Annotated in this window: 19 protein-coding genes; 4 read left to right on the top strand and 15 right to left on the bottom strand. The window is 71.0% G+C overall.

Features of this window, described 5'->3' with window-relative positions:
* Positions 1 to 23: 23 nt before the first annotated feature.
* Both AC4BEG_RS32810 and glyA read right to left on the bottom strand, forming a co-directional pair.
* Entirely contained in the window at positions 24 to 1268 is a 1245-nt protein-coding gene (locus AC4BEG_RS32810) for a sarcosine oxidase subunit beta family protein (protein ID WP_490707285.1), read from the bottom strand.
* Entirely contained in the window at positions 1268 to 2602 is a 1335-nt protein-coding gene (gene glyA, locus AC4BEG_RS32805; RefSeq protein WP_490703292.1) for a serine hydroxymethyltransferase, read from the bottom strand. The genes AC4BEG_RS32810 and glyA overlap by 1 nt, the downstream gene beginning before the upstream one ends.
* 102 nt (positions 2603 to 2704) lie before the next feature.
* Between glyA and AC4BEG_RS32800 the strand changes: the two genes are divergently transcribed.
* Entirely contained in the window at positions 2705 to 3370 is a 666-nt protein-coding gene (locus AC4BEG_RS32800; protein WP_490703291.1) for a GntR family transcriptional regulator, read from the top strand.
* Between the two features lie 121 nt (positions 3371 to 3491).
* Here AC4BEG_RS32800 and AC4BEG_RS32795 read toward each other — a convergent pair whose 3' ends face one another.
* The 9 genes from AC4BEG_RS32795 to AC4BEG_RS32755 form a co-directional block, all read right to left on the bottom strand.
* Positions 3492 to 3989, bottom strand: coding sequence for an Hsp20/alpha crystallin family protein (locus AC4BEG_RS32795; RefSeq protein WP_490703290.1), 498 nt, complete (start codon positions 3987 to 3989; stop codon positions 3492 to 3494).
* A gap of 85 nt (positions 3990 to 4074) precedes the next feature.
* A complete protein-coding gene (locus AC4BEG_RS32790) occupies positions 4075 to 4338 on the bottom strand; it encodes a UBP-type zinc finger domain-containing protein (protein ID WP_201874507.1) in 264 nt (87 codons plus the stop codon).
* 7 nt (positions 4339 to 4345) lie between these two features.
* Positions 4346 to 4804, bottom strand: coding sequence for a thioredoxin family protein (locus tag AC4BEG_RS32785; protein WP_490703289.1), 459 nt, complete (start codon positions 4802 to 4804; stop codon positions 4346 to 4348).
* Positions 4801 to 7440, bottom strand: coding sequence for an ATP-dependent chaperone ClpB (clpB, locus tag AC4BEG_RS32780; RefSeq protein ID WP_490703288.1), 2640 nt, complete (start codon positions 7438 to 7440; stop codon positions 4801 to 4803). Before clpB ends, AC4BEG_RS32785 begins: the two co-directional genes overlap by 4 nt.
* A complete protein-coding gene (locus AC4BEG_RS32775; protein WP_490703287.1) occupies positions 7431 to 7802 on the bottom strand; it encodes a chaperone modulator CbpM in 372 nt (123 codons plus the stop codon). The genes clpB and AC4BEG_RS32775 overlap by 10 nt, the downstream gene beginning before the upstream one ends.
* Entirely contained in the window at positions 7799 to 8758 is a 960-nt protein-coding gene (locus AC4BEG_RS32770) for a DnaJ C-terminal domain-containing protein (RefSeq protein WP_490703286.1), read from the bottom strand. The genes AC4BEG_RS32775 and AC4BEG_RS32770 overlap by 4 nt, the downstream gene beginning before the upstream one ends.
* A gap of 6 nt (positions 8759 to 8764) precedes the next feature.
* The gene (locus tag AC4BEG_RS32765; protein ID WP_490703285.1) at positions 8765 to 9361 is read right to left on the bottom strand and encodes a nucleotide exchange factor GrpE; all 597 of its coding nucleotides are present in this window, start codon (positions 9359 to 9361) and stop codon (positions 8765 to 8767) included.
* Positions 9362 to 9372: 11 nt separating this feature from the next.
* A complete protein-coding gene (gene dnaK / locus AC4BEG_RS32760) occupies positions 9373 to 11283 on the bottom strand; it encodes a molecular chaperone DnaK (RefSeq protein WP_490703284.1) in 1911 nt (636 codons plus the stop codon).
* Between the two features lie 266 nt (positions 11284 to 11549).
* Positions 11550 to 12773 (bottom strand): PP2C family protein-serine/threonine phosphatase, encoded by a 1224-nt coding sequence (locus tag AC4BEG_RS32755; RefSeq protein ID WP_490703283.1) that lies wholly within the window; start codon positions 12771 to 12773, stop codon positions 11550 to 11552.
* Between the two features lie 203 nt (positions 12774 to 12976).
* Here AC4BEG_RS32755 and AC4BEG_RS32750 point away from each other — a divergent pair, with 203 nt between their 5' ends.
* Positions 12977 to 14683: a PucR family transcriptional regulator gene (locus AC4BEG_RS32750; protein WP_490703282.1), complete on the top strand. Its 1707-nt coding sequence runs from the start codon at positions 12977 to 12979 to the stop codon at positions 14681 to 14683.
* Between the two features lie 13 nt (positions 14684 to 14696).
* A complete protein-coding gene (locus tag AC4BEG_RS32745) occupies positions 14697 to 15311 on the top strand; it encodes an MEDS domain-containing protein (protein WP_490703281.1) in 615 nt (204 codons plus the stop codon).
* A 178-nt stretch (positions 15312 to 15489) separates the two neighbouring features.
* On the opposite strand, the gene AC4BEG_RS32740 is transcribed toward AC4BEG_RS32745, so the two are convergent.
* The 4 genes from AC4BEG_RS32740 to AC4BEG_RS32725 all read right to left on the bottom strand — a co-directional run bounded on the left by AC4BEG_RS32740 (position 15490) and on the right by AC4BEG_RS32725 (position 18775).
* Positions 15490 to 16518 carry a hypothetical protein gene (locus tag AC4BEG_RS32740; protein WP_490703280.1) on the bottom strand — a complete coding sequence of 343 codons (1029 nt, stop codon included), beginning with the start codon at positions 16516 to 16518 and terminating at the stop codon, positions 15490 to 15492.
* 141 nt (positions 16519 to 16659) lie between these two features.
* Complete coding sequence (locus tag AC4BEG_RS32735; protein WP_490703279.1) at positions 16660 to 17406, bottom strand: alpha/beta hydrolase; 747 nt, start codon at positions 17404 to 17406, stop codon at positions 16660 to 16662.
* A 124-nt stretch (positions 17407 to 17530) separates the two neighbouring features.
* On the bottom strand, positions 17531 to 17989 hold the full coding sequence (locus tag AC4BEG_RS32730; RefSeq protein WP_490703278.1) for a hypothetical protein: 459 nt from the start codon (positions 17987 to 17989) through the stop codon (positions 17531 to 17533).
* A gap of 171 nt (positions 17990 to 18160) precedes the next feature.
* Positions 18161 to 18775 carry an HAD family hydrolase gene (locus tag AC4BEG_RS32725; protein ID WP_490703277.1) on the bottom strand — a complete coding sequence of 205 codons (615 nt, stop codon included), beginning with the start codon at positions 18773 to 18775 and terminating at the stop codon, positions 18161 to 18163.
* A 329-nt stretch (positions 18776 to 19104) separates the two neighbouring features.
* On the opposite strand from AC4BEG_RS32725, the gene AC4BEG_RS32720 reads away from it, so the two are divergent.
* On the top strand, positions 19105 to 19812 hold the full coding sequence (locus tag AC4BEG_RS32720; RefSeq protein WP_490703276.1) for a GntR family transcriptional regulator: 708 nt from the start codon (positions 19105 to 19107) through the stop codon (positions 19810 to 19812).
* Positions 19813 to 19850 lie beyond the last annotated feature (38 nt).

Here is a 19850-nt window from a genome sequence, read left to right as displayed (position 1 = left end):
GGGTCTCCTCGCTCCGGCGGTCGTCAGTGGGCGACGGCGGCGGCGCCGTGTTCGTCGATCAGTGCGCCGGTGGTGAACCGGGACAGGGTGAAGGGCGCGTTGTAGGGGTGGGGTTCACCGGTGGCCACGGTGTGGGCGAAGCACCAGCCGACCCCCGGCGTGGCCTTGAAACCGCCGGTGCCCCAGCCGCAGTTGAGATAGAGGTCCCGGACCGGGGTCAGTCCGACGATGGGTGAGGCGTCCGGGGTGACATCGACGATCCCGGCCCAGGTGCGCAGCATGTGGGCGCGGGCGAACACGGGGAAAAGCTCGAGGGCCGCGGCCATCTGGCGCTCGATGATGTGGAAGGCGCCGCGCTGTCCGTAGCCGTTGTAGGTGTCGATGCCCGCGCCCATGACGAGTTCGCCCTTGTGCGCCTGGGAGACGTAGACATGCACCGCGTTGGACATCACGACCGTGGGGTGCACGGGTTCCAGGAGTTCGGAGACCAGGGCCTGGAGGGGATGGCTCTGCAACGGCAGCCGCAGTCCGGCCATCGCGGCCAGTACGGAGGAGTGTCCGGCGGCGGCGAGCGCCACCTTTCCGGCGGCGATCCGGCCGCGGGTGGTGCGCACCCCCGTCACCCGGCCGTCGCTGATGTCGATGCCGGTGACCTCGCAGTCCTGGATCAGGTCGATGCCCAGGTCATTGGCGCGGCGGGCGAACCCCCAGGCCACGTAGTCGTGTTTGGCGATGCCCGCGCGCGGCTGGTAGGTGGCGCCGTGCACCGGGTAGCGGATGTCGGAGGAGACGTTGACGATAGGGCAGACCTTGGCCACCTCGCCGGGCTCCAACCACTCGGCGTCGATACCGTTGAGCTGGTTGGCATACACCCGGCGCTTGCTGTCCCGGACGTCCTGGAGGCTGTGCGCGAGGTTGAGCACCCCGCGCTGGCTGAACAGGATGGGGTAGTCGAGGTCCTCCTCCAGGGTCTCCCACAGCTTCAGGGAGTGCTCGTAGATGCCGGAGCTCTCGTCCCACAGGTAGTTGGAACGGATGATGGTGGTGTTGCGGGCCATGTTGCCACCGGCCAGCCAGCCCTTCTCCAGCACGGCGATGTTGGTGATGCCGTGGTTCTTCGCCAGGTAGTAGGCGGTGGCCAGACCGTGTCCGCCGCCCCCGACGACCACCACGTCGTAGGAGGGCTTGGGGTCGGGGTTGCGCCACAGGAAGTCGGGGTGGTCGGGGAGAACGTCCCCGGGGGTGGACGGGGTGTTCGCGGCATGCATCACGCGTCGGCCTCCTGGGCGGGCTGGAGCTCCTGGGCGGGGTAGAGGGGGAAGCGGTCGGCGAGGACCTGGACCCGCTTGCGCAGCGCGGCGGACACCTGGTCGTCGAAGCCGGGCAGGAAGGCCGTGGCGATGATGTCCGCCACCTCGTGGAACTCCTCCGTGCCGAAGCCGCGCGCGGCGAGCGCGGGGGTGCCGATCCGGACGCCCGAACTGACCATCGGCGGGCGGGGGTCGAAGGGCACGGCGTTGCGGTTGACGGTGATGCCCACCTGGTGCAGCCGGTCCTCGGCCTGCTGCCCGTCCAGCTCGGAGTGGCGCAGGTCCACCAGGACCAGATGCACATCCGTACCGCCGGTCAGCACGCTCACCCCGGCGTCCCTGGCGTCCTCGGCCAGCAGTCGCGCGGCAAGGATCGAGGCGCCCTCCAGGGTGCGCCGCTGGCGTTCGGCGAACTCGGGCCGGGCGGCCATGCCGAACGCGACCGCCTTGGCCGCGATGACATGCTCCAGCGGGCCACCTTGCTGACCGGGGAAAACCGCCGAGTTGATCTTCTTCGCCAGCTCCCGCGTCGAGAGGATCACACCGCCGCGCGGGCCACCGAGGGTCTTGTGGGTCGTGGTGGTCACCACATGGGCGTGCGGGATCGGCGAGGGGTGCAGCCCGGCCGCCACCAGGCCCGCGAAGTGGGCCATGTCCACCATCAGGTAGGCGCCGACCTCATCGGCGATGGCGCGGAAGGCGGCGAAGTCCAGCCGGCGCGGATACGCGGACCATCCGGCCACGATCAGCTTCGGCCGGTGTTCCCGGGCCACATCGCGGACCCGCTCCATGTCGATGCGGTGGTCGTCCTCACGGACCTGGTACGCGGCCACCGTGTACAGCCGCCCGGAGAAGTTGATCCGCATCCCGTGGGTGAGATGGCCGCCGTGCGCCAGATCGAGTCCCAGGATGGTGTCGCCGGGCTCCAGCAGCGCCGCCATGGCGGCCGCGTTGGCCTGGGCGCCGGAGTGCGGCTGCACATTGGCCGCCTCGGCGCCGAACAGCTCCTTCACCCGGTCGATCGCGAGCCGCTCGATGACGTCCACATGCTCACAGCCGCCGTAGTAGCGGCGGCCGGGGTAGCCCTCGGCGTACTTGTTGGTCAGCACCGAGCCCTGCGCCTGCATGACCGCGAGCGGGGCGAAGTTCTCGCTGGCGATCATCTCCAGGGTCCCGCGCTGACGGGCCAGCTCCGCCCCGATCGCCGCGGCGACCTCGGGGTCGGCGTCGTGGAGCGGCTCGGAGAGCACCGCGGAGCGAGCCGGTCGCTGGTCGGGGATGGCGGCAGTCATAAGAACTCCCTTGGGGACCGACGAGAAAGGCGACTGATATATCAGTTGGCTGTTGAGGTACAGTAGGAGTGCGCTTCCGGGCGCGTCAAGGGAGGGATCCGGGTGACTTCTTCAGCCGTCGCGGGCCAGATCGGCCAGACCCTGGCCGACCGTGCCTACCAGGCGATTTCGGAGCGTCTGGTGACCTTGGGCATCCGCCCCGGCGAGCCCGTCAACGACGAGCGGATCGCCGCCGAGCTCGGCTTCGGCCGCACCCCGGTGCGCGAGGCGCTCAAGCGGCTGGAGACCGAGCGGCTGATCGTCGCCTACCCCCGCCGTGGCACCTTCGCCACCGAGGTCCAGATCGCCGATCTCGGCCATATCTCCGAGGTCCGCCAGCAGCTCGAACCGCTCGCCGCCTCCCTCGCGGCCGAGCGCGCCACCGAGCGCGACCGCGCCGGACTCGGCGAACTGCTGACCCGGCTGGACAGCGAGAGCCAGGTCGCCGCAGGGGGCGGCGCGGATCTGATCCGGCTGGACATGGCCGTGCACCGGGCCCTGTACGCCACCACCCACAACCCGTATCTCCAGGACACCCTGATCCGCTACGACAACCTGGCCACCCGCATCTGGTGCCTGTTCATCGACCGGCTGCCGGGGCTGGCCGGGCATGTGCGGGAGCACGGACCGCTGCTGCGGGCCGTCATCGACGGCGACCCGCAGAAGGCCGCCGCTCTCGCCGCCGGCCATGTGGAAGGCTTCGAAGCGGCCATCCGCGGCATCATCTGACCGCGTCGGCGAAGATCGTCGCGGCGGCGGTGGGTGCCGGCGCAGCGTGGGGTCCTTCCGTGCCCCGCGGCGGCCCGGATGTGAGCGGGCCACCGCGGGGAGAGAACCCGGGCCCGCGGCGTCAGCCGCGACCGCCCTCGGCTCTCTCGGTGATCTCGATATGGCGGGGCTTGGCGGTCTCCGCCTTGGGGACGGTGATCGTCAGCACCCCCTCGGACATGGTGGCCATGACGCCTTCGGTGTTCACTTCGCCCGGGAGCAGCATCCGGTACTCGAAGCGGCCGGTACGGCGGCCACTGCGGCGCAGCACGCCCTTGCGCTCCCGTTCCGCGATCTCGCCTGTGACGGCCACTTCCTGGCCGCTGACCTCGATGTCGACGTCCCTGCGGCTGACACCGGGGAGTTCGAGCTCGATGTGGTACGCGTCGTCGGCCTCGGTCACATCGGCGGACGGCGTCCATATCACCAGTCCGGCGCCGGGTGCCGTGCTCCCGACCGTGGATTCGAGCAACCCGCCCATCTGGTTGAGCAGTTCGTCGAATTCCGCCAGCGGATTCCGGGTCCACCGGGGGCGTTCCATCGCTCCCTGGCCCCGCTGTCGTCTCACCGGCATGCTCATCGTCCATCACCTCCGGTTGTGCCACTCATGAGCGGCTGTGTGCGATCGCCGTCCGGCTCGGCGGCCGGGCGGAGCGTGGATGTCATCAGGCCAGGGCCTCATGGGCGTAGCACCATCGCCACTCCTCCCCCGGCTCCATGGGCTCCACGATGGGGTGCTGTTCGGCGTAGGCGTGCGCGCGGGCGTGTTTCAGCGGTGAGGAGTCGCAGCAGCCGACGTGTCCGCAGGTGAGGCAGAGCCGCAGATGGACCCAGGGGGAGCCCATGCGCAGGCATTCCTCGCATCCTTCGGGGGTGCGCGGGGTGACCTCGCGCACCATGCTCAGATGTGGATCGGGTTCGATGGCCATGGCGCGTTCACCTCTTCTGGCAGTCCAGCAGGCCGGTCATCACCAGGTCGACCCAGGCGCGCAGGGTTGCCGCGGGGGCCGCGCCCGCGCGGCGGGCGACCGTCTCGCCCCGGTCGAGGATCAGCTGGGTCGGCACGGCCTGGATGCCGAACCGCTCGGCGAGTCGTGGGTTGCGGTCGAGGTCGACCGTGACGAGTTTGATGGTTCCGGCGAGTTCCCGGGCGACGTGTTCCAGTGCGGGGCTGGAGATCCGGCAGGGTCCGCACCAGGCAGCCCAGAAGTCCACCACGACCAGTGGGGCGGCATGCTCGGCGACATCGGCGAAGGTGCTGTCACCCGCCTCGGCGATCCACGGCAGCGGCTCCTCGCAGTGGCCGCAGCGCGGGCGCCCCTCGGCCACGGCGGGCACCTGGTCGACGTGTCCGCAGTGGGCGCAGGTCACGGTCCGGAACGACATGGTTCTCACCCGGCCTTCCCCGCCCCCGCGGTCTCGGGTCGCTCGTAGCTGACCACGAGTTCACCGTGCTGGGCGTCGACCCGTACGACCGCGCCGTCCTGGACGTCACCGCGCAGCAGGGCGCGTCCGATGCGGGTTTCGACCTCGTGGGAGATGAAGCGGCGCAGTGGCCGGGCGCCGTACACCGGGTCGTAGCCCTCGTGGGCGATCACCTCGCGGCCGGCCGGGGTGAGTTCGACGGTGATCCGGCGGTCGGCCAGCCGGGTGCGCAACTCGTCGAACTGGAGCTCCACGATGCGTTCGATCTGGGGTTCACCGAGCGGCTTGAAGAGCACGATGTCGTCGACCCGGTTGAGGAACTCGGGGCGGAAGTGGGCGCGCAGGTCGCTCATGACCAGGCTGCGGGCGTCCGGTTTGAGCTCGCCTTGGGAGGTGACGCCGTCCAAGAGGTGTTCGGAGCCGATGTTGGAGGTCATGATGATCACGGTGTTGCGGAAGTCGACCAGACGCCCCTGGGCGTCGGTGATCCGCCCGTCGTCGAGCACCTGCAAGAGCGTGTTGAACACATCGGTGTGCGCCTTCTCGATCTCGTCGAAGAGCACCACGGAGTACGGCTTGCGCCGTACCGCCTCGGTGAGCTGGCCGCCCTCCTCGAAGCCGATGTATCCGGGTGGCGCGCCGAGCATCCGGCTGACGGTGTGGCGCTCCTGGTACTCGCTCATATCCAGCCGGATCATGTTCTCCTCGGAGTCGAACAGCGCCGCGGCGAGGGTTTTGGCCAGTTCGGTCTTTCCGACGCCGGTGGGGCCGAGGAAGATGAACGAGCCGATCGGGCGGCGCGGGTCGCGGATACCCGAACGGGCCCGGATGATGGCGTCGGTGACGAGTTGGACGGCCTCGTCCTGGCCGATGACCCGCTCGCTCAGGATCTCGTCCAGCCGCAGCAGCTTCTCCCGTTCGCCCTCCTGGAGGCGGGAGACGGGGATACCGGTCCACGAGGCGACGATCTCGGCGATCTCGTCCTCGGTGACCACCTCGCGCAGCAGCCGGTGTTCACCCTGTTTGGCGGCGAGCTGTTCCTCCTCGGCGCCGAGTCTGCGCTCCAGCTCCTGGAGCCGTCCGTAGCGCAGTTCGGCGGCGCGGTCGAGGTCGTAGGCGCGTTCGGCCTCCTCGGCCTCGAGGCGGACCCGCTCCAGTTCCTGGCGCAGCTCCTGCACCCGGCGGATGCACTGCCGTTCGGCCTCCCACTGGGCGTGTGCGGCATCGGCCTCGGCCCGCAGATCGGCCACTTCCCTGCGCAGTTCCGCCAGCCGTGCCTGGCCGGCCGGGTCGGTCTCCTTGGACAGCGCCGCCTCCTCGATCTCCCGCCGGGTGACCCGGCGAGTGATCTCGTCCAGTTCGGCGGGCATGGAGTCGATCTCGGTGCGCAGCCGGGCGCATGCCTCGTCCACCAGGTCGATGGCCTTGTCCGGCAGGAACCGGTCGCTGATGTAGCGGTGGCTGAGGGTGGCGGCGGAGACCAGAGCGGTGTCCTGGATCTTCACACCGTGGAACACCTCGAGGCGTTCCCGCAACCCGCGCAGGATGGAGATGGTGTCCTCCACACTCGGCTCGTCCACCAGGACCAGCTGGAAGCGGCGCTCCAGGGCGGCGTCCTTCTCGATGTGCTTGCGGTACTCGTCGAGGGTGGTGGCGCCGATCATGTGCAGTTCGCCGCGGGCCAGCATGGGCTTGAGCATGTTCCCGGCGTCCATGGCACCCTCGGCGGCTCCGGCGCCGACCACGGTGTGCAGTTCGTCGATGAAGAGCAGGATCCGCCCCGAGCCGGCCTTGACCTCGCCGAGCACGGCCTTCAGCCGTTCCTCGAACTCACCGCGGTACTTGGCCCCGGCCACCAGGGAGCCCATGTCAAGGGCGAACACGGTCTTGTCGTGCAGCCCTTCGGGGACGTCGCCGCGGACGATGCGCTGGGCCAGGCCCTCGACGATGGCGGTCTTGCCGACGCCGGGGTCACCGATGAGCACGGGGTTGTTCTTGGACTTGCGGCTGAGGATCTGGATCACCCGGCGGATCTCGGCATCCCGGCCGATGACCGGGTCGAGGGTGCCGGAACGGGCTTGGAGCACCAGGTCGCGGCCGTACTTCTCGAGCGCCTCGTAGGCCCCTTCGGGGTTGGCGGAGACGACGCGCTGGCTGCCGCGGACATGGGTGAGGGCGGAGAGGAACGCCTCCGTGGTGACGCCGTGCTCCTTGAGCACCCGTCCGGCGGCGGTGGCGGAGCCCTCGTCGGCGAGTGCGAGGACGAGGTGTTCCACCGATACGTACTCGTCCTTGAGCCGCCTGGCCTCCCGCTCCGCGGTGTCCAGCACCTGGGCCAGCCGCTGAGTGAGGAAGACCTGACCCGGGGCGGCGCCGGGGCCGGTGACCTTCGGTCTGCGGGCCACCTCCGACTCCAGCATGGTGCGCAGCGCGGTGGGGTCGGCGCCCACCTGGTCGATCAGCCGGGGCACCAGGCCCTCGGGCTGGTCGAGCAGGGCGAGGAGCAGGTGCTCTCCGTCGACCTCGGTCTGGCCGAGCCGTGCGGCCGTGGACTGGGCGTCCTGGAGGGCTTCCTGAGACCTCTGGGTGAGCCGGTTCATGTCCATGGTGGTTGATCACTCCTCGTGCCGCTGTAGCGCAGCGCCGCTTCGAGCCGGTCGATGCGGTCGAGCAGATCGAGCACCAGACCGATGGATGCGTAGTTCAGGCACAGTCCGGCACGCAGCCGCTGGACGCGGGCGAGGGTCGCCGGAGCGCCGGGGTCGAACACCAGCCGCCCCGCGGCGTCCCGTTCGGCGTCGACGAGCCCGAGGGCGACGAAGCGCCGCACCAGATCGGGGTGGAGTCCGGACCGGCGGGCCACGGTCTCCAGCGAGAGCCTGCGGGCGGGCACCAGGGCGAAGCGGGCGGTGGCGACGGGCGCAGTGGCCCGTGCGGATGTCTCCGGCCCGGTGGCATGGGGGCTCATGACGCCCTCCTGGGGTCGAACGAGGAGGCGGCGGCGAGCTTCTCCAGCAGCTCGCGCTCCCGGTCGTCGGGATGGGGCGGCACCTTGACGCTGATCTCGGCGTAGAGATCGCCGTCCGCGCCGCGGGGGTTGGGCATCCCCTCGCCTCGCAGCCGCAGCCGCCGTCCGCTGGAGGATCCGGCCGGGACGGTGACCTTGGCGGTGCCACCGGGGGTGGGCACGGGAACGGTCGCGCCGAGGGCGGCCTCCCAGGGCGTGACCGGAAGCCGGACGTGGATGTTCCGGCCGTCCAGGCGGAACCGCGGATGCGGCTGGATCCGCACCCGCAGATACAGATCGCCGGAGGGGGCGTCACCGCTTCCCCGGCCGCCCTGTCCGGCCAGCCGGATGCGCTGCCCGTCGGTGACCCCGGGCGGGACGTCGACCCCGTAGCCGCGCTGTCCCCCGGCTCCGGCGAGGGTGACGCCGCGGCGTCCACCGCGGTACGCCTCCTCGACGGTGAGCGGCAGTTCGGCCTCCTGGTCGGCCCCGGGGACGTCCCCGCGTACGCCACCGCCACCGGCGCCGAAGAACGATCCGAAGAGGTCCTCGAAGCCGACGCCCGCTCCTTGGGCGTCGTCACCGAAGCCGCGGACCACCCTGACCCGGTGGCCGCCGTTGCCCGAGGTGGTCCAGCCGCGGAAGCCACCGCCGCCTCCGGCACCGGCTCCGACCCGTTCCTCCCAGTCCTCGGGGATCTTGCGGAAGTCCTCGCCGAACCGGTCGTAGCGGGCGCGGGTCCTGGGGTCGGAGAGCACGCTGTACGCCTCGTTGAGCTCCTTGAAGCGCTCCTCGGCCCGCGGGTCCTTGTTGACGTCCGGGTGATGTTTGCGGGCCAGGTTGCGGTACGCCTGCTGGATCTCGTCGGCGCTCGCGCCCCGCGAGACTCCGAGGACGTCGTACAAGTCCCGTGCCACGGCCGGTCACTCCCGCTTGGCCACGACCACGGCCACCGGGCGGAGCTGGTGGCCCGCGGCACCGTAGCCGGGACGGAGGACCTCGACCACCGTGCCCGGTTCGGCGTCGGGGTCCACCACCACACTGACCACCTCGTGCCGGGCCGGGTCGAACGGCACCCCGGTCTCGGAGTGGCGTTCGTAGCCGAGGTAGGCGAAGGCGTCCACGGCCTGGTCACGCACGGCCTTGACGCCTTGCACGATCGCCCCGGGGGCGGCCTCGGCATGGGCCAGGGCGAGTTCGAGGTTGTCGATGACAGGCAGCAGGGCCGCGGCCGTACGGGCGCGCTCCGCGGCCCGCTCCCGTTCCAGCTCCCGGGCCTGGCGCTTGCGGAGGTTGTCCAGATCGGCCAGGGCGCGCCGCCAGCGGTCCTCCATCTCGGCCAGGGCCCGTGCGGCGTCGTCCTGCTCGGCTCCGTCGGGACCTGCGGCCGCGTCCGGGCCGGGCTCGGGCTCCGGCGGCGGCTCGGCCCGCTCCCGCTCCTCGGGGGCCGGCAGCTCCTGCGCGGGGTCCGGTACGGCGCCTTCGGGCACCGGATCCGGCCGCTGTGGGCGGGTGGACATGGGGCACCGCCTCAGCCCTTGTCGAAGTCGGCGTCGATGACGTCGTCGTCGCCCGCACCGGCCGTGCCCGGTCCGGTGTCCCGCGCTCCGGCGGTACCGGCGCCGCCCGCGGCACCGCCGGCCGCCGCCGCGACGTGGGAGGCGAGTCCGGCCTGGATCTGCTGGAGCTCGGAGATCAGCGGCCTGGTTCGGTCGACCCCCGCCTCGTCCTTGACGGCCTGGCGGGCCTCGGACACCAGCAGCTCGGCGCGCGCCTTCTCGTGGGAGGGCGCCGATGCGCCCAGCTCGGTCAGCCGTTTCTCGACCTCGTAGGCGTTGGCGTCCAGCTCGTTGCGGACGTCCACGGCCTCGCGCAGCGCCTGGTCCTCGCCGCGGTTGCGCTCGGCCTCGGAGACCATCCGCGCCACCTCGCTGCGGTCCAGGTTGGAGCTCTCGGTGATCTGGATGGACTGCTCCTTGTTGGTGTCCCGGTCCCGCGCGGTGACATTGAGGATGCCGTTGGCGTCGATGTCGAAGGTGACCTCGATCTGCGGTTCGCCGCGCGGCGCCGGACGGATGTCGGTCAGCTGGAAGCGACCGAGCACCCGGTTGTCGGCGGCCCGCTCGCGCTCGCCCTGGAGGACCACGACATCGACGGCGGGCTGATGGTCCTCGGCGGTGGAGAAGGTCTCGGTCCGGCGCACCGGGATGGTGGTGTTCCGCTCGATGATCTTCGTCATCACACCGCCGCGGGTCTCCACACCCAGCGACAGCGGGGTGACATCCAGCAGCAGCACGTCCTTGACCTCGCCCTTGAGCACCCCGGCCTGGATCGCGGCGCCCAGCGCCACCACCTCGTCGGGGTTGACGCTCATATTGGGCTCCTTGCCGCCGGTCAGCCGGCGGACCAGGGCCTGTACGGCGGGGATCCGGGTGGAGCCGCCGACCAGGATCACCTCGTCGATGTCGTTCTCGCCCACCTTGGCGTCGGCCATGGCCTGCTCGACCGGACCGAGGCAGCGCTCCACGAGATCGGCGGTGAGCTGGTCGAAGGTGGAGCGCATCACCGACTGGGTCAGATGTTTCGGGCCGGAGGCGTCGGCGGTGATGAACGGCAGGCTGACCTGGGTCCGGGTCACCGTGCTGAGCTCGGTCTTGGCCTTCTCCGCGGCTTCGAAGAGCCGCTGGAGCGCCTGCGGGTCCTGCCGCAGGTCGATGCCGTTCTCCTGCTGGAAGGAGTCGGCGAGGTGGTCCACCAGACGGCGGTCGAAATCATCGCCGCCCAGGTGGCTGTCGCCCGCGGTGGAGCGCACCTCCACCACTCCGTCCCCGACATCGAGGATGGACACGTCGAAGGTGCCGCCACCGAGGTCGAAGACGAGCACCGTCTCGTGTTCCTTCTTGTCCATGCCGTACGCCAGGGCGGCCGCGGTCGGCTCGTTGATGATCCGCAGCACCTCGAGACCGGCGATCCGGCCCGCGTCCTTGGTGGCGGTGCGCTGTGCGTCGTTGAAGTACGCGGGCACGGTGATGACGGCTTCGGTCACCCGCTCGCCCAGCTGCTTCCCGGCGTCGTCGGCCAGTTTGCGCAGCACCAGGGCGCTGATCTCCTCCGGTGCGTACAGCTTGTCGCCCACCTCGAAGCGCGCGACACCGCCCTCGCCCGCCACGACGTCGTAGGCGACCGCCCTCGCCTCATCGGGGATCTCGTCGTACATCCGGCCGATGAACCTCTTGGCCGAGTAGAGGGTGCCCTTGGGATTGAGGATCGCCTGGCGCCGGGCCAGCCGGCCCACCAGGCGCTCACCGCTGTCGGTGAACGCCACGACGGACGGGGTGGTGCGACTGCCTTCGGCGCTGGTGACGACCGAGGCTTCACCGCCCTCCCACACAGCGATCACCGAGTTGGTGGTGCCCAGGTCGATTCCCACTGCCTTGGCCATGGCTACTCCTTCCAGGGCGCCAGCGGTCACCCGGCCCGGTGTGGGCGGTGAATCCGGGCGGGGCGTGCGCGAAAGACCTACACCTTCACCGTCGCAAGGCCCGGGCCCGGTGTGCCTGCGCCTGCGGGGTCGAATCTCGGCGCCCGTGTCCTCCCGGGAGGACACACGGCAGGACGTGGCACCATGATCGCTCCGGTGGGGTGCACACCACCCGGGCGGCGCACACGCGAACGCACCTGTCCGCGCAGCCGCACACTCCTCGCCCGTCAGGTACCGGGCGGATGCCATTCGACCATCAAGATCGTGGCGTCGTCGGTGAGTTCGTCGTGCTGGTGGTCCAGGACGGCGTGGATGAGCAGCCGCAGCACCTCGGTGGCGTTCTGCCCGGCCGCCGTGGAGCGGATGATGTAGTCGGCGAAGCGCTCAAGGCCGAACGGCTCGCCCGTCTCGTCGCGGGATTCCACCACACCGTCGGTGTAGAGCAGGAACCGGTCACCGGGCTCCAGGGTCGTCTCGTACACATGCCGGGCCTCCCCCGCCGGCCCCACGGGCAGGCCGAGCGGTGGCTCCGCGGCCCGCTCCAGCGCATGGTCCAGAAGCCGGTGGCGGCGGATGAGCAGCGGTGGCGGATGGCCGCAGTTGGCCCAGCGCAGCACACCGGTGGGCATGTGCAGCCGGGCGAAGATACCGGTGCAGAAGCGGTCCGGAAGCCATCGCGCGAGCGCCTTGTCCACCGTGGCGACCAGCTCGGCCAGGTCGGCGCCGGTACGGCGGGCGTTGCGGCACCCGGCCATGGCCACCGAGGTGGTGAGCCCGGAGGCCAGGTCATGGCCCATGGCGTCCAGGATGGTGGTGTGCAGGACGTCCTCGGTGAAGGAGTGGTCGTAGGCGTCGCCGCCCAGCTCGTACGCGGGCTCCAGGGCCGCCGTGGACACCACCCGGCCGGTGCCGATCGACCGCGGCGGGAGAAACGCCCGCAACATCTCGGTGTGCAGTTGCATGGGCCGGGTGCGGGTGCGCTGGGCGAAGGTGTCGATGCATGAGCGCTTCGACGTGATGATCGGGGCGAGCAGCGAGGCCAGCGCCCGGCAGCGCCACAGCCGCAGCCCGTCCAGGGTGTCCATGCGCAGGCACAGCACCCCCAGCCGTTCGGCGCCGTCCACCAGCGGCAGCCACACCAGCAGCCCGCCGGTGTCATCCGCCCCGACCCGCAGCGCGTCCGTGCGGTAGGCCCAGCCCGCGAGCGAGGCGTCGAGGTCGAGGCCCGGTTCGTCCTCGGCCAGCGGCAGCAGCCGCCGCTGCTGGAGATCGGTGAGGTAGACGACGGCGCGGCCCATGCCCATGGCCGCCGCATAACCGTTCAGCACCTCCGGCAGCTCCGCGGAGGACGCCGCCTGGGCGGTCCTGACCAGCTCTTCCAGCAGCCGTTCCGCCGCCCCGGCCGACGGCGGCGGGTCGGTGTCCTGCGGTGGCGGGTCCGCGTCCACCATAGGGTCCACATTACGGCGGCGGGATCCCACCGCGACCTTCCGGCAGCGGTCCGCCGAGGATGGCCGTGAGCGGCCGTGAGGGGCCGGAAGGGCGCCGCAAGCGGCCGACGTGGCCACCGAGCGCCCGAAGCACGGCCGGGTCGGTAGCCTGGATGAAGGATCGAGAGACGGTCTCTCCACTTCAACGCGCTGGGACCCCGACCATGACCGCCACGCCGGGCGGAAGCGCTCCGTCCCGACCGGACACCTGGGGCCGGGAGCACGTGGCCAATCTCTACAGCCTGTCCGTGCTCTCGATGATCATGAATGCCCGGGAGGACGAGGCGGAGATCCTGCGGCTTGCGATGACCTCCGTGGGTGCACTCGGCCCCTGCCGGGCCGAGGCGGGTGTCGCCGTCCTCGGTGCGGCTCCCGTGTATCCGTCCGCCGGCGGCCACGGCGTGGACGGACTCGCCGATCAACTGCGCCTGCTGCGCGGCCGGGAAGGGCAGGTCCGGGTGCCGGGCCGGGAGTGGGTCCTGGCGGTCCCCCTCCAGCACACCCGGGACGGCGCCGGTGGCTATCTGGTGGTCAGCGCACCCGCTCCCCCGGGCGACGGCGACGTCTTCCTGATCCATGTCCTGGCGCAGCAGACGGCGGCGGCGCTGGCGATCGCCGTCGCACGGCGGCTGGACCGCGATCACGCCCGTGAACTGCGGCAGCTGAACGAGGACCGGGCGGCCGTGAACACCCGGCTGGCCACCTCCGTCGCCACGCTGGAGCATCAGCGCAATGTCCATGAGCTGCTCGCCCAGGCCGCGGCCGCCGGTGGCGGTGTGGCAGACATCGCCACGGCCGTGCACCGGCTCACCGGCCGCCCAGTCGCCGTCGAGGACCGCTTCGGCAACCTCCGGGCCTGGGCGGGACCCGAGCGCCCCACGCGCTATCCGAAACCGGACGCGACCCGGCACGAGGAGCTTCTCCAGGAAGCGGCCCGCCGGGCGCATCCGGTGCGGGTGGGCAAGCGGCTGATCGCCCCGGCCACCCACCGCGGTGAGGTGCTTGGTGCCATGGCCCTGCTCGATCCGGACGGAAGCGCCGGGGACGAGGAGGTCTTCGTCCTCGACCACGCCTGCGCGACCCTCGCCGTGGAGTTGGCCCATGTGCGCAGCCTCGCCGAGGTCGAGCTGCGGCTGCGCCGTGAGCTGGTGGACGACCTGATCACCGGTACCGATGACGAGAGCGCCTACGCGCGGGCCGCCGCGGTGGGCCACGATCTGCGCGGCGCACACCATCTCGCCGTGGCGCAGTGGTCGGACCGGGCGGCCGACGACGCGTTCATGCAGGCGGTCGGCCGGGCTGCCGCGGGGCTGCGCACCCGGTCGCTGGTGGCCAGACGGCCGGGCATGGCAGTGCTGGTGTGCGAGGGGCCACCGCGGGGGAACGCGCTGTACCAGGCACTTGTCCGTGAACTGGGTTCCCCCGACGGCGCGATCGGCGTCAGCGGTCGCTGTGACACCCCGGGCGGGATACCGCGCGCGCACCGGGAGGCCCTGCGCGCCCTGGAGGTACGCAGGCGGTCCCGTACTCCGCACGGCGCCACCACCTTCGACGACCTGGGCCTGTACCGACTGCTCGGACCGGGCAGCGACCACCGGGAGATCCAGCGGTTCGTCCGGGTGTGGCTGGGCCCGCTGCTGGACTACGACGCGGCGCACCACGCGGATCTGACGCAGACCCTCTCCCAGTACTTCGAGTGCGGTGGCAACTACGACGCCACCGCCGCCGCCCTGGGGATCCACCGCAGCACCCTGCGCTACCGGCTCCGGCGGATCCGCGATGTCAGCGGCAGCGATCTGGCGAACGTCGACAACCGATTGAATCTGCACGTCGCCACCCGGGTGTGGAAGGTCCTGGACGGAGCGTCCTGAACGGAGAGGATCGATGGCTCAGCACACGGCGGCAACCGGCCCGGAGACCGCGGTCTCCTGGGACGGGACCCCTGTTGCTCCGGGCGACCATCTGTGCGCGCTCTACCGGGGACCCGCCGAACGGGACGAGCTGATCCGCCCGTTCCTCGCCGACGGTCTGCGCGCCGGGCACATCTGTCTGCTGCTGGCCGCGCCGGACGACGCCGCGTCGTTCCGCGAGACACTGGCCGGGGACGAGGCGCCCTCCGGTGACGGCCCCTCCGGCCGCCTCCAGATCCAGCTGCCGCAGGACGGCTACCTGGAGGACGGGGCTTTCGACTGCGATCGGATGCTGCGTCAGATGGCCGACTGGTCGGCCGAGATGTTCCACGGGTGCGACGGCACCGTGGCCCGTCTGGCCGCCGATATGAGCTGGGCCGGGTCGCTGCTCCGGCCCGCCTTCACCCGTGGTCTGATCCGGTACGAGATGCGGGTGGACCCGTGGCTGAGGTCGTATCCCCAAGTGAGCGTCTGCATGTACGACTTGGACGTGTTCGGCGGCGATCTGATCATCCCGCTGGTCAAGGCCCACGCGAAGATCTGGGTCGAGGGCAGGCTGGTGGAGAACCCCTACCATCTCGTCGGCTGACCCCGAACTCCTCGATCCGGTCGTCTGACGTTTCGTCCGGCGGCTGTGGCCAGGCCCTGCCCGGTGGGTCTTTGAGGAGCAGCCCGCGGCGTCTGGTGCAGGGGGCACCTCCCAGCGTTGGCTGGGGGCGCGGTGCCAGGCGCCGCGAGCGGGCCCGATGAGATCCGCCGGACAGGGCCTACGGGTTCTCCTGGAGGGTGAGCCCGTAGTAGTCGACGTGGTAGTCCCCGACCCGCTGCGCATGGTCCGTCAGACTCAGCTCCTTCGGGGAGGCGACGCCCAGGTCGCGCAGGGTGTCGACGACCATTCGGCCCAGTGCGCGGCCGTCCACCTCGCCGATACCGAAGTCCCCCGAGTGGTACGGGCAGTCGAGCCAGTGGTCCAGGGCCGCCGGGCGGGTGGCGGCCGGGATCCAGCCGAAGGAGGTCGGATCGGTGGGGGCGGTGTCGAGCGCCTCGGGATCGTAGACGACCTCCAGCCGCTCAGCGCAGCTGAGGTGGAACAGGACCGGGCCGTAGGTGCCGGGCACCAACGCATGGATGCCCAGGTCGAGTTCGATGCCCAGGGCGGTGGTCTCGGCAGGCAGGGTGGTGAGGAAGTCGCCCAGCGCGCCGGCGAAGACGTCCCAGTCGTCGGTGCGCCAGCGCCCCGGTATGCCGAGGCCCGCGTTGGCCGCGTCGCGGCGGGTGCCGAAGAAACCGCCGATGGCGTAGTGCTCGCCGTGGCCCTGCCGCCAGAACCAGTTCTCCACCGGATCGGTGGGCTGGAGCAGCAGCTCCGGGCCACCTCCACCGGCGTGCAGTTCCAAGGTGTCCTCGCGGCCGCGCCAGCGCAGGAACGGACTGCCCCACAGCGGGGTGGAGTCGTAGAAGGGCCCGGGGTCGCCGTAGACACCCATGATGGGAGCGGGCCCGAACTCCTTGGTCAGGATCTCGGCCGCCCCGCGGAAGGCGGCCGCCTTCGCCGGCGCCCCGCCCTCCGGCACCACGACGGGCACATACAGCCCGATGTATTCCTGGCCACCATGGACGAAGTCCTCCTCGAAGCGGCCGACCGAGCGCAGCCGGGGTGCGGCGGCACCTTCCCGACCCTGGCCGATTTCCTCGGCCAGTGCCCTGAGCGCGGAACCGCTCCAGTCGCCGGTCTCCGCCCCCCTGAGCCGCCGCGCCAGATCCACCAGGCGTGCCTCGTCCCATGCCCCCGTCATTCCGAACTCCCCGCTCCTTGCTGTGGTGTGCTGCGTGGTGCCGATGCAGCAGACGATGCCATACGGCACCGACAGCGCCGTACCGGCGTAGGGCCCCGCAGACCGCCCGGCACGACGCGCAGGCCTGCCGCATGGAAGACCCTAGATCCGGCCCGGCTCCGGCGAGTCGAGAGTGTCCGCGATGAGGCCGGAGACGGTGGCGCCGTCCGGGGCGAGGATCTGGGCCACCGCGGCGCCCGCCGTACGGTGCCAGGCGCCACCGCGCCACAGCATGGCGTGACCGCCTCCCGTGATGAGCAGGGTTCCGGCGCGGGCGCCGTCCTCGCGGGCGCGGCGGACCAGATCGACCGAGGCGTGCGGATCGGTCGTACGGTCCCGGTCACCGTGCAGGACTATCACGGTGCTGCCGCGCAGCTGCGCCACCGGCTCACCGTCCGGACACCACGGAGCCAGCGCCACGACCCCCCGCACCCGCGGGTCCGCGGCGGCGCGCAGGGCGGCCCGCCCGCCCATCGAGTGCCCGATGAGCACCACCGGCACCTCACCGGCCCGCCGCGCAAGCTCGGCCAGCGCCCGTTCGGTGTCCCGCAGGGGATCGGCGAGGGTGTCGTTCCAGCCCTGGAAGCGGTAGCGGACGGCGCCGACGAACAGCCGCCGGTCCGGGAGGGCCCGGTCCACCGCCCGCGGGAAGGGGCGCATCCGGACCACCGCCGGCTGCCAGGGGCGGGTGGGCTGCCGGCCGTGCTCACGGCCGCCGTGCAGCATCAGCACGGCGGCGTCCGCGCCCGCGGGGTCGCTGACGATGCGCAGGGCGGACCCGTCCGGTGACGGCACTCCCGTGGCACCGGATGCGCCGTCGTCCGTCGGCCGCTGTGGTTGTCCTCGCATCGCGTACCTCCTGGTGGCGGGGGTGGGGGCACCTCGCCCATGCCGGTTATTGTCCCAGCTCGCACGCCCTCTCCTCGAGACCGCGGAGCCGGGTGGCTGGAGTCGGGTGGCCGGAGCCGGGTGGCTAGGGAGACACCGTCCTCCCCGAGAAGTACGCGTTGGACGACGGCAGGAAGATCAGCGCGATCGCGCCGAGCCCGAGCAGGTCCGGACCAATCGTGATCATCTCTTCCCAGGGGTAGCCGCTCATGCTCAGACTGTTGAGGAGGAACAGCGCACTCAGCACACCGGCGGCCGCGAGCACGATCCGCGCCCAGTTGTACCCCGCGCGCATCTTGACGGCGAGCAGCAGCCAGAGCGCACCGATCACGCACACGGCGCCTCCGGACAGGACGAGTTGGAGAATGGCCTCACGCTGACCCATGTGGTGCCGCATCTCCTCCAGCCCGGTGGGAGCGATGACGAACGCGCCCAGCGCCCAGGAGACCCCTTGGAGCGCGATGGCCGCGAGGGACAGAACATAGGCGGTCTCGACCTGCTGCGGGCGCTCACCATGGTGTGCCCCCGGGCTCCGGCTGCTCATTCCGTTTCCCTCCACTGAAGGCCGTTCGGCCATGGCTTCGTCCGTGCGCATGGCAAGACCTTCAACCGTCCCTGGAGGTTCCGCTCCTGGCTGTCTACTAGGGATCTCACGCTTCCCCGGTGTGTCACGCACCGTCACACACCGGAGCCCGTAACGAGGCGGACGCGGAGGTCAGTTGGGCAGCCGCCCCAGCGCCGAGATCAGCTGGGCGGGCATGAAGACCGGCCAGTGCGGGCGGCCCACCAGGTAGGACACATAGCCGAGGGCCCTGCTCGCCTCGATCTCATCGGTGGTCTCGGCCTGGTACACGAGTACGCAGTCGCCCGAGGCCTCCCGGGCGCGCTCCCACAGGGCCGAGGCGGGCTTGCGCTCGGCTTCCGTCCGCGGGGTGAGGATCCGGTCGCCGAAGTCGGACCAGGCGAACGGACGTGAGTCCTTCCAGTCCTTGGCGATGACCTTCTTCAGCTCCGCCGCCCGTTCGGCGTCGGTGTTCCCCCAGGACGAGGGGACGTTCGTGATCAGGCCGACGGGGATGTGCCGGGCCCGTAGCGCCCGCAGATGCTCGGCCGCACCGGGCATGTACCGGATGCTTCCGTCGCCGGCGGTGTGGATCAGCGTCTCTCCGAGGTCGAAGTAGACGACCACACAACCACGGTGGCCCTTCGCCGCGTTGTGGTGCGGTAACCGTACGGCGCCTTGCGCCGCGGTGGCGGATACGGTCATCGCGGTCAGACCACCGAGGGCCAGCAGCAGCCGCGCGATCCTCCGGGCGGGTGTCCTCGTCATGACAGATGCCCTTTTCTGTGTGGGGGGTTACCGGTCGTGCGCGGGCACGACAGGAGGGCCGCGCCATGCACACGTCATAGGCTCATACCCCGTGATCGCCGGAAAACCCGGTCTGGAGCGTGAGTTGGCGCTGCTTTGGTCCCGACTCTGGCGTGAAATCGGCGAGGGATGGGGCGCCGGGGTGGGCCCAACTCCTCATCGCCCCGCGGGTTACGTACTCAGGCGACTCCGACAACGCGGCGAGGCGCGGTGCCAGCCGTCGCGGGCCCGATAAGATCCACCGGACAGGGCCCAGGCTTGGGTGGGCGAGCCAGTGAGGGAGACCGCATATGAACGTGGACGACAGCACCACCGTCCGCCTGCCCTCGTTCCGCAGCCGCCGCAACCTCCGCGAGGAGATCACCGAAACCCTGCGGGGCGCGGTGATCGCGGGCGAGATGAAGCCCGGGGTCGTCTACTCCGCCCCCAGCCTCGCCGAGCAGTTCGGGGTCTCCCCCACCCCGGTGCGCGAGGCCCTGCTCGACCTCGCCAAGGAGGGGCTCGTCGAGGTCGTCCGCAACAAGGGCTTCCGGGTCACCGCCCTCTCCCCGGCCGAACTCGACGAGATCAATGAGCTCAGGGCGCTCATCGAGGTGCCCACCATCCGCCTGATCACCGAACGGGGCGTTCCCGCCGCCGTCATCGAGCAGTTGCGCCCCCTTGCCGCCGGGATCGAAAAGGCCGCCGAGGAGCGGGACTTCATCGCGCATGTCACCATCGACATGGAGTTCCATCTCACCCTGCTGGAACTGGCCGGAAACGCCCGGTTGCTGGAGACGGTACGGGCGCTGCGTACCAGCTCCCGGCTCTACGGACTGAAAACTCTCACCGACAGCGACGCTCTGTTCCACTCCTCCCACGAGCACGCCGAGTTGCTCGATCTGATCGAGGCCGGTGACGCGGACGGCGCGGAGGCCCTCATGCGCCGTCACATCAGCCATGTGCGCGGCATCTGGAGCGAGAAGAACCCTCCGGACCACGACATGGGGCGGGCCTGAGGCCCCAACCGCCCAGCGGGGCGAGTCGGTGGCCGATC

It is taken from the genome of Streptomyces sp. JLBJ103, from assembly GCF_058215575.1.
Note: the sequence above shows the minus strand (reverse complement) of the source record. Positions and strands in the feature narration are given on the sequence as shown.

Excerpts from the sequence above, each read along its gene's own strand:
- AC4BEG_RS32795 (WP_490703290.1), bottom strand. The coding sequence starts at position 3,989 with ATGAGCATGCCGGTGAGACGACAGCGGGGCCAGGGAGCGATGGAACGC.
- AC4BEG_RS32790 (WP_201874507.1), bottom strand. The coding sequence starts at position 4,338 with ATGGCCATCGAACCCGATCCACATCTGAGCATGGTGCGCGAGGTCACC.
- AC4BEG_RS32745 (WP_490703281.1), top strand. The coding sequence starts at position 14,697 with ATGGCTCAGCACACGGCGGCAACCGGCCCGGAGACCGCGGTCTCCTGG.
- dnaK (WP_490703284.1), bottom strand. The coding sequence starts at position 11,283 with ATGGCCAAGGCAGTGGGAATCGACCTGGGCACCACCAACTCGGTGATC.
- AC4BEG_RS32740 (WP_490703280.1), bottom strand. The coding sequence starts at position 16,518 with ATGACGGGGGCATGGGACGAGGCACGCCTGGTGGATCTGGCGCGGCGG.
- AC4BEG_RS32810 (WP_490707285.1), bottom strand. The coding sequence starts at position 1,268 with ATGCATGCCGCGAACACCCCGTCCACCCCCGGGGACGTTCTCCCCGAC.
- AC4BEG_RS32755 (WP_490703283.1), bottom strand. The coding sequence starts at position 12,773 with ATGGTGGACGCGGACCCGCCACCGCAGGACACCGACCCGCCGCCGTCG.
- AC4BEG_RS32775 (WP_490703287.1), bottom strand. The coding sequence starts at position 7,802 with ATGAGCCCCCATGCCACCGGGCCGGAGACATCCGCACGGGCCACTGCG.
- AC4BEG_RS32735 (WP_490703279.1), bottom strand. The coding sequence starts at position 17,406 with ATGCGAGGACAACCACAGCGGCCGACGGACGACGGCGCATCCGGTGCC.
- AC4BEG_RS32750 (WP_490703282.1), top strand. The coding sequence starts at position 12,977 with ATGACCGCCACGCCGGGCGGAAGCGCTCCGTCCCGACCGGACACCTGG.
- AC4BEG_RS32730 (WP_490703278.1), bottom strand. The coding sequence starts at position 17,989 with ATGAGCAGCCGGAGCCCGGGGGCACACCATGGTGAGCGCCCGCAGCAG.
- AC4BEG_RS32725 (WP_490703277.1), bottom strand. The coding sequence starts at position 18,775 with ATGACGAGGACACCCGCCCGGAGGATCGCGCGGCTGCTGCTGGCCCTC.
- AC4BEG_RS32720 (WP_490703276.1), top strand. The coding sequence starts at position 19,105 with ATGAACGTGGACGACAGCACCACCGTCCGCCTGCCCTCGTTCCGCAGC.
- glyA (WP_490703292.1), bottom strand. The coding sequence starts at position 2,602 with ATGACTGCCGCCATCCCCGACCAGCGACCGGCTCGCTCCGCGGTGCTC.
- clpB (WP_490703288.1), bottom strand. The coding sequence starts at position 7,440 with ATGGACATGAACCGGCTCACCCAGAGGTCTCAGGAAGCCCTCCAGGAC.
- AC4BEG_RS32765 (WP_490703285.1), bottom strand. The coding sequence starts at position 9,361 with ATGTCCACCCGCCCACAGCGGCCGGATCCGGTGCCCGAAGGCGCCGTA.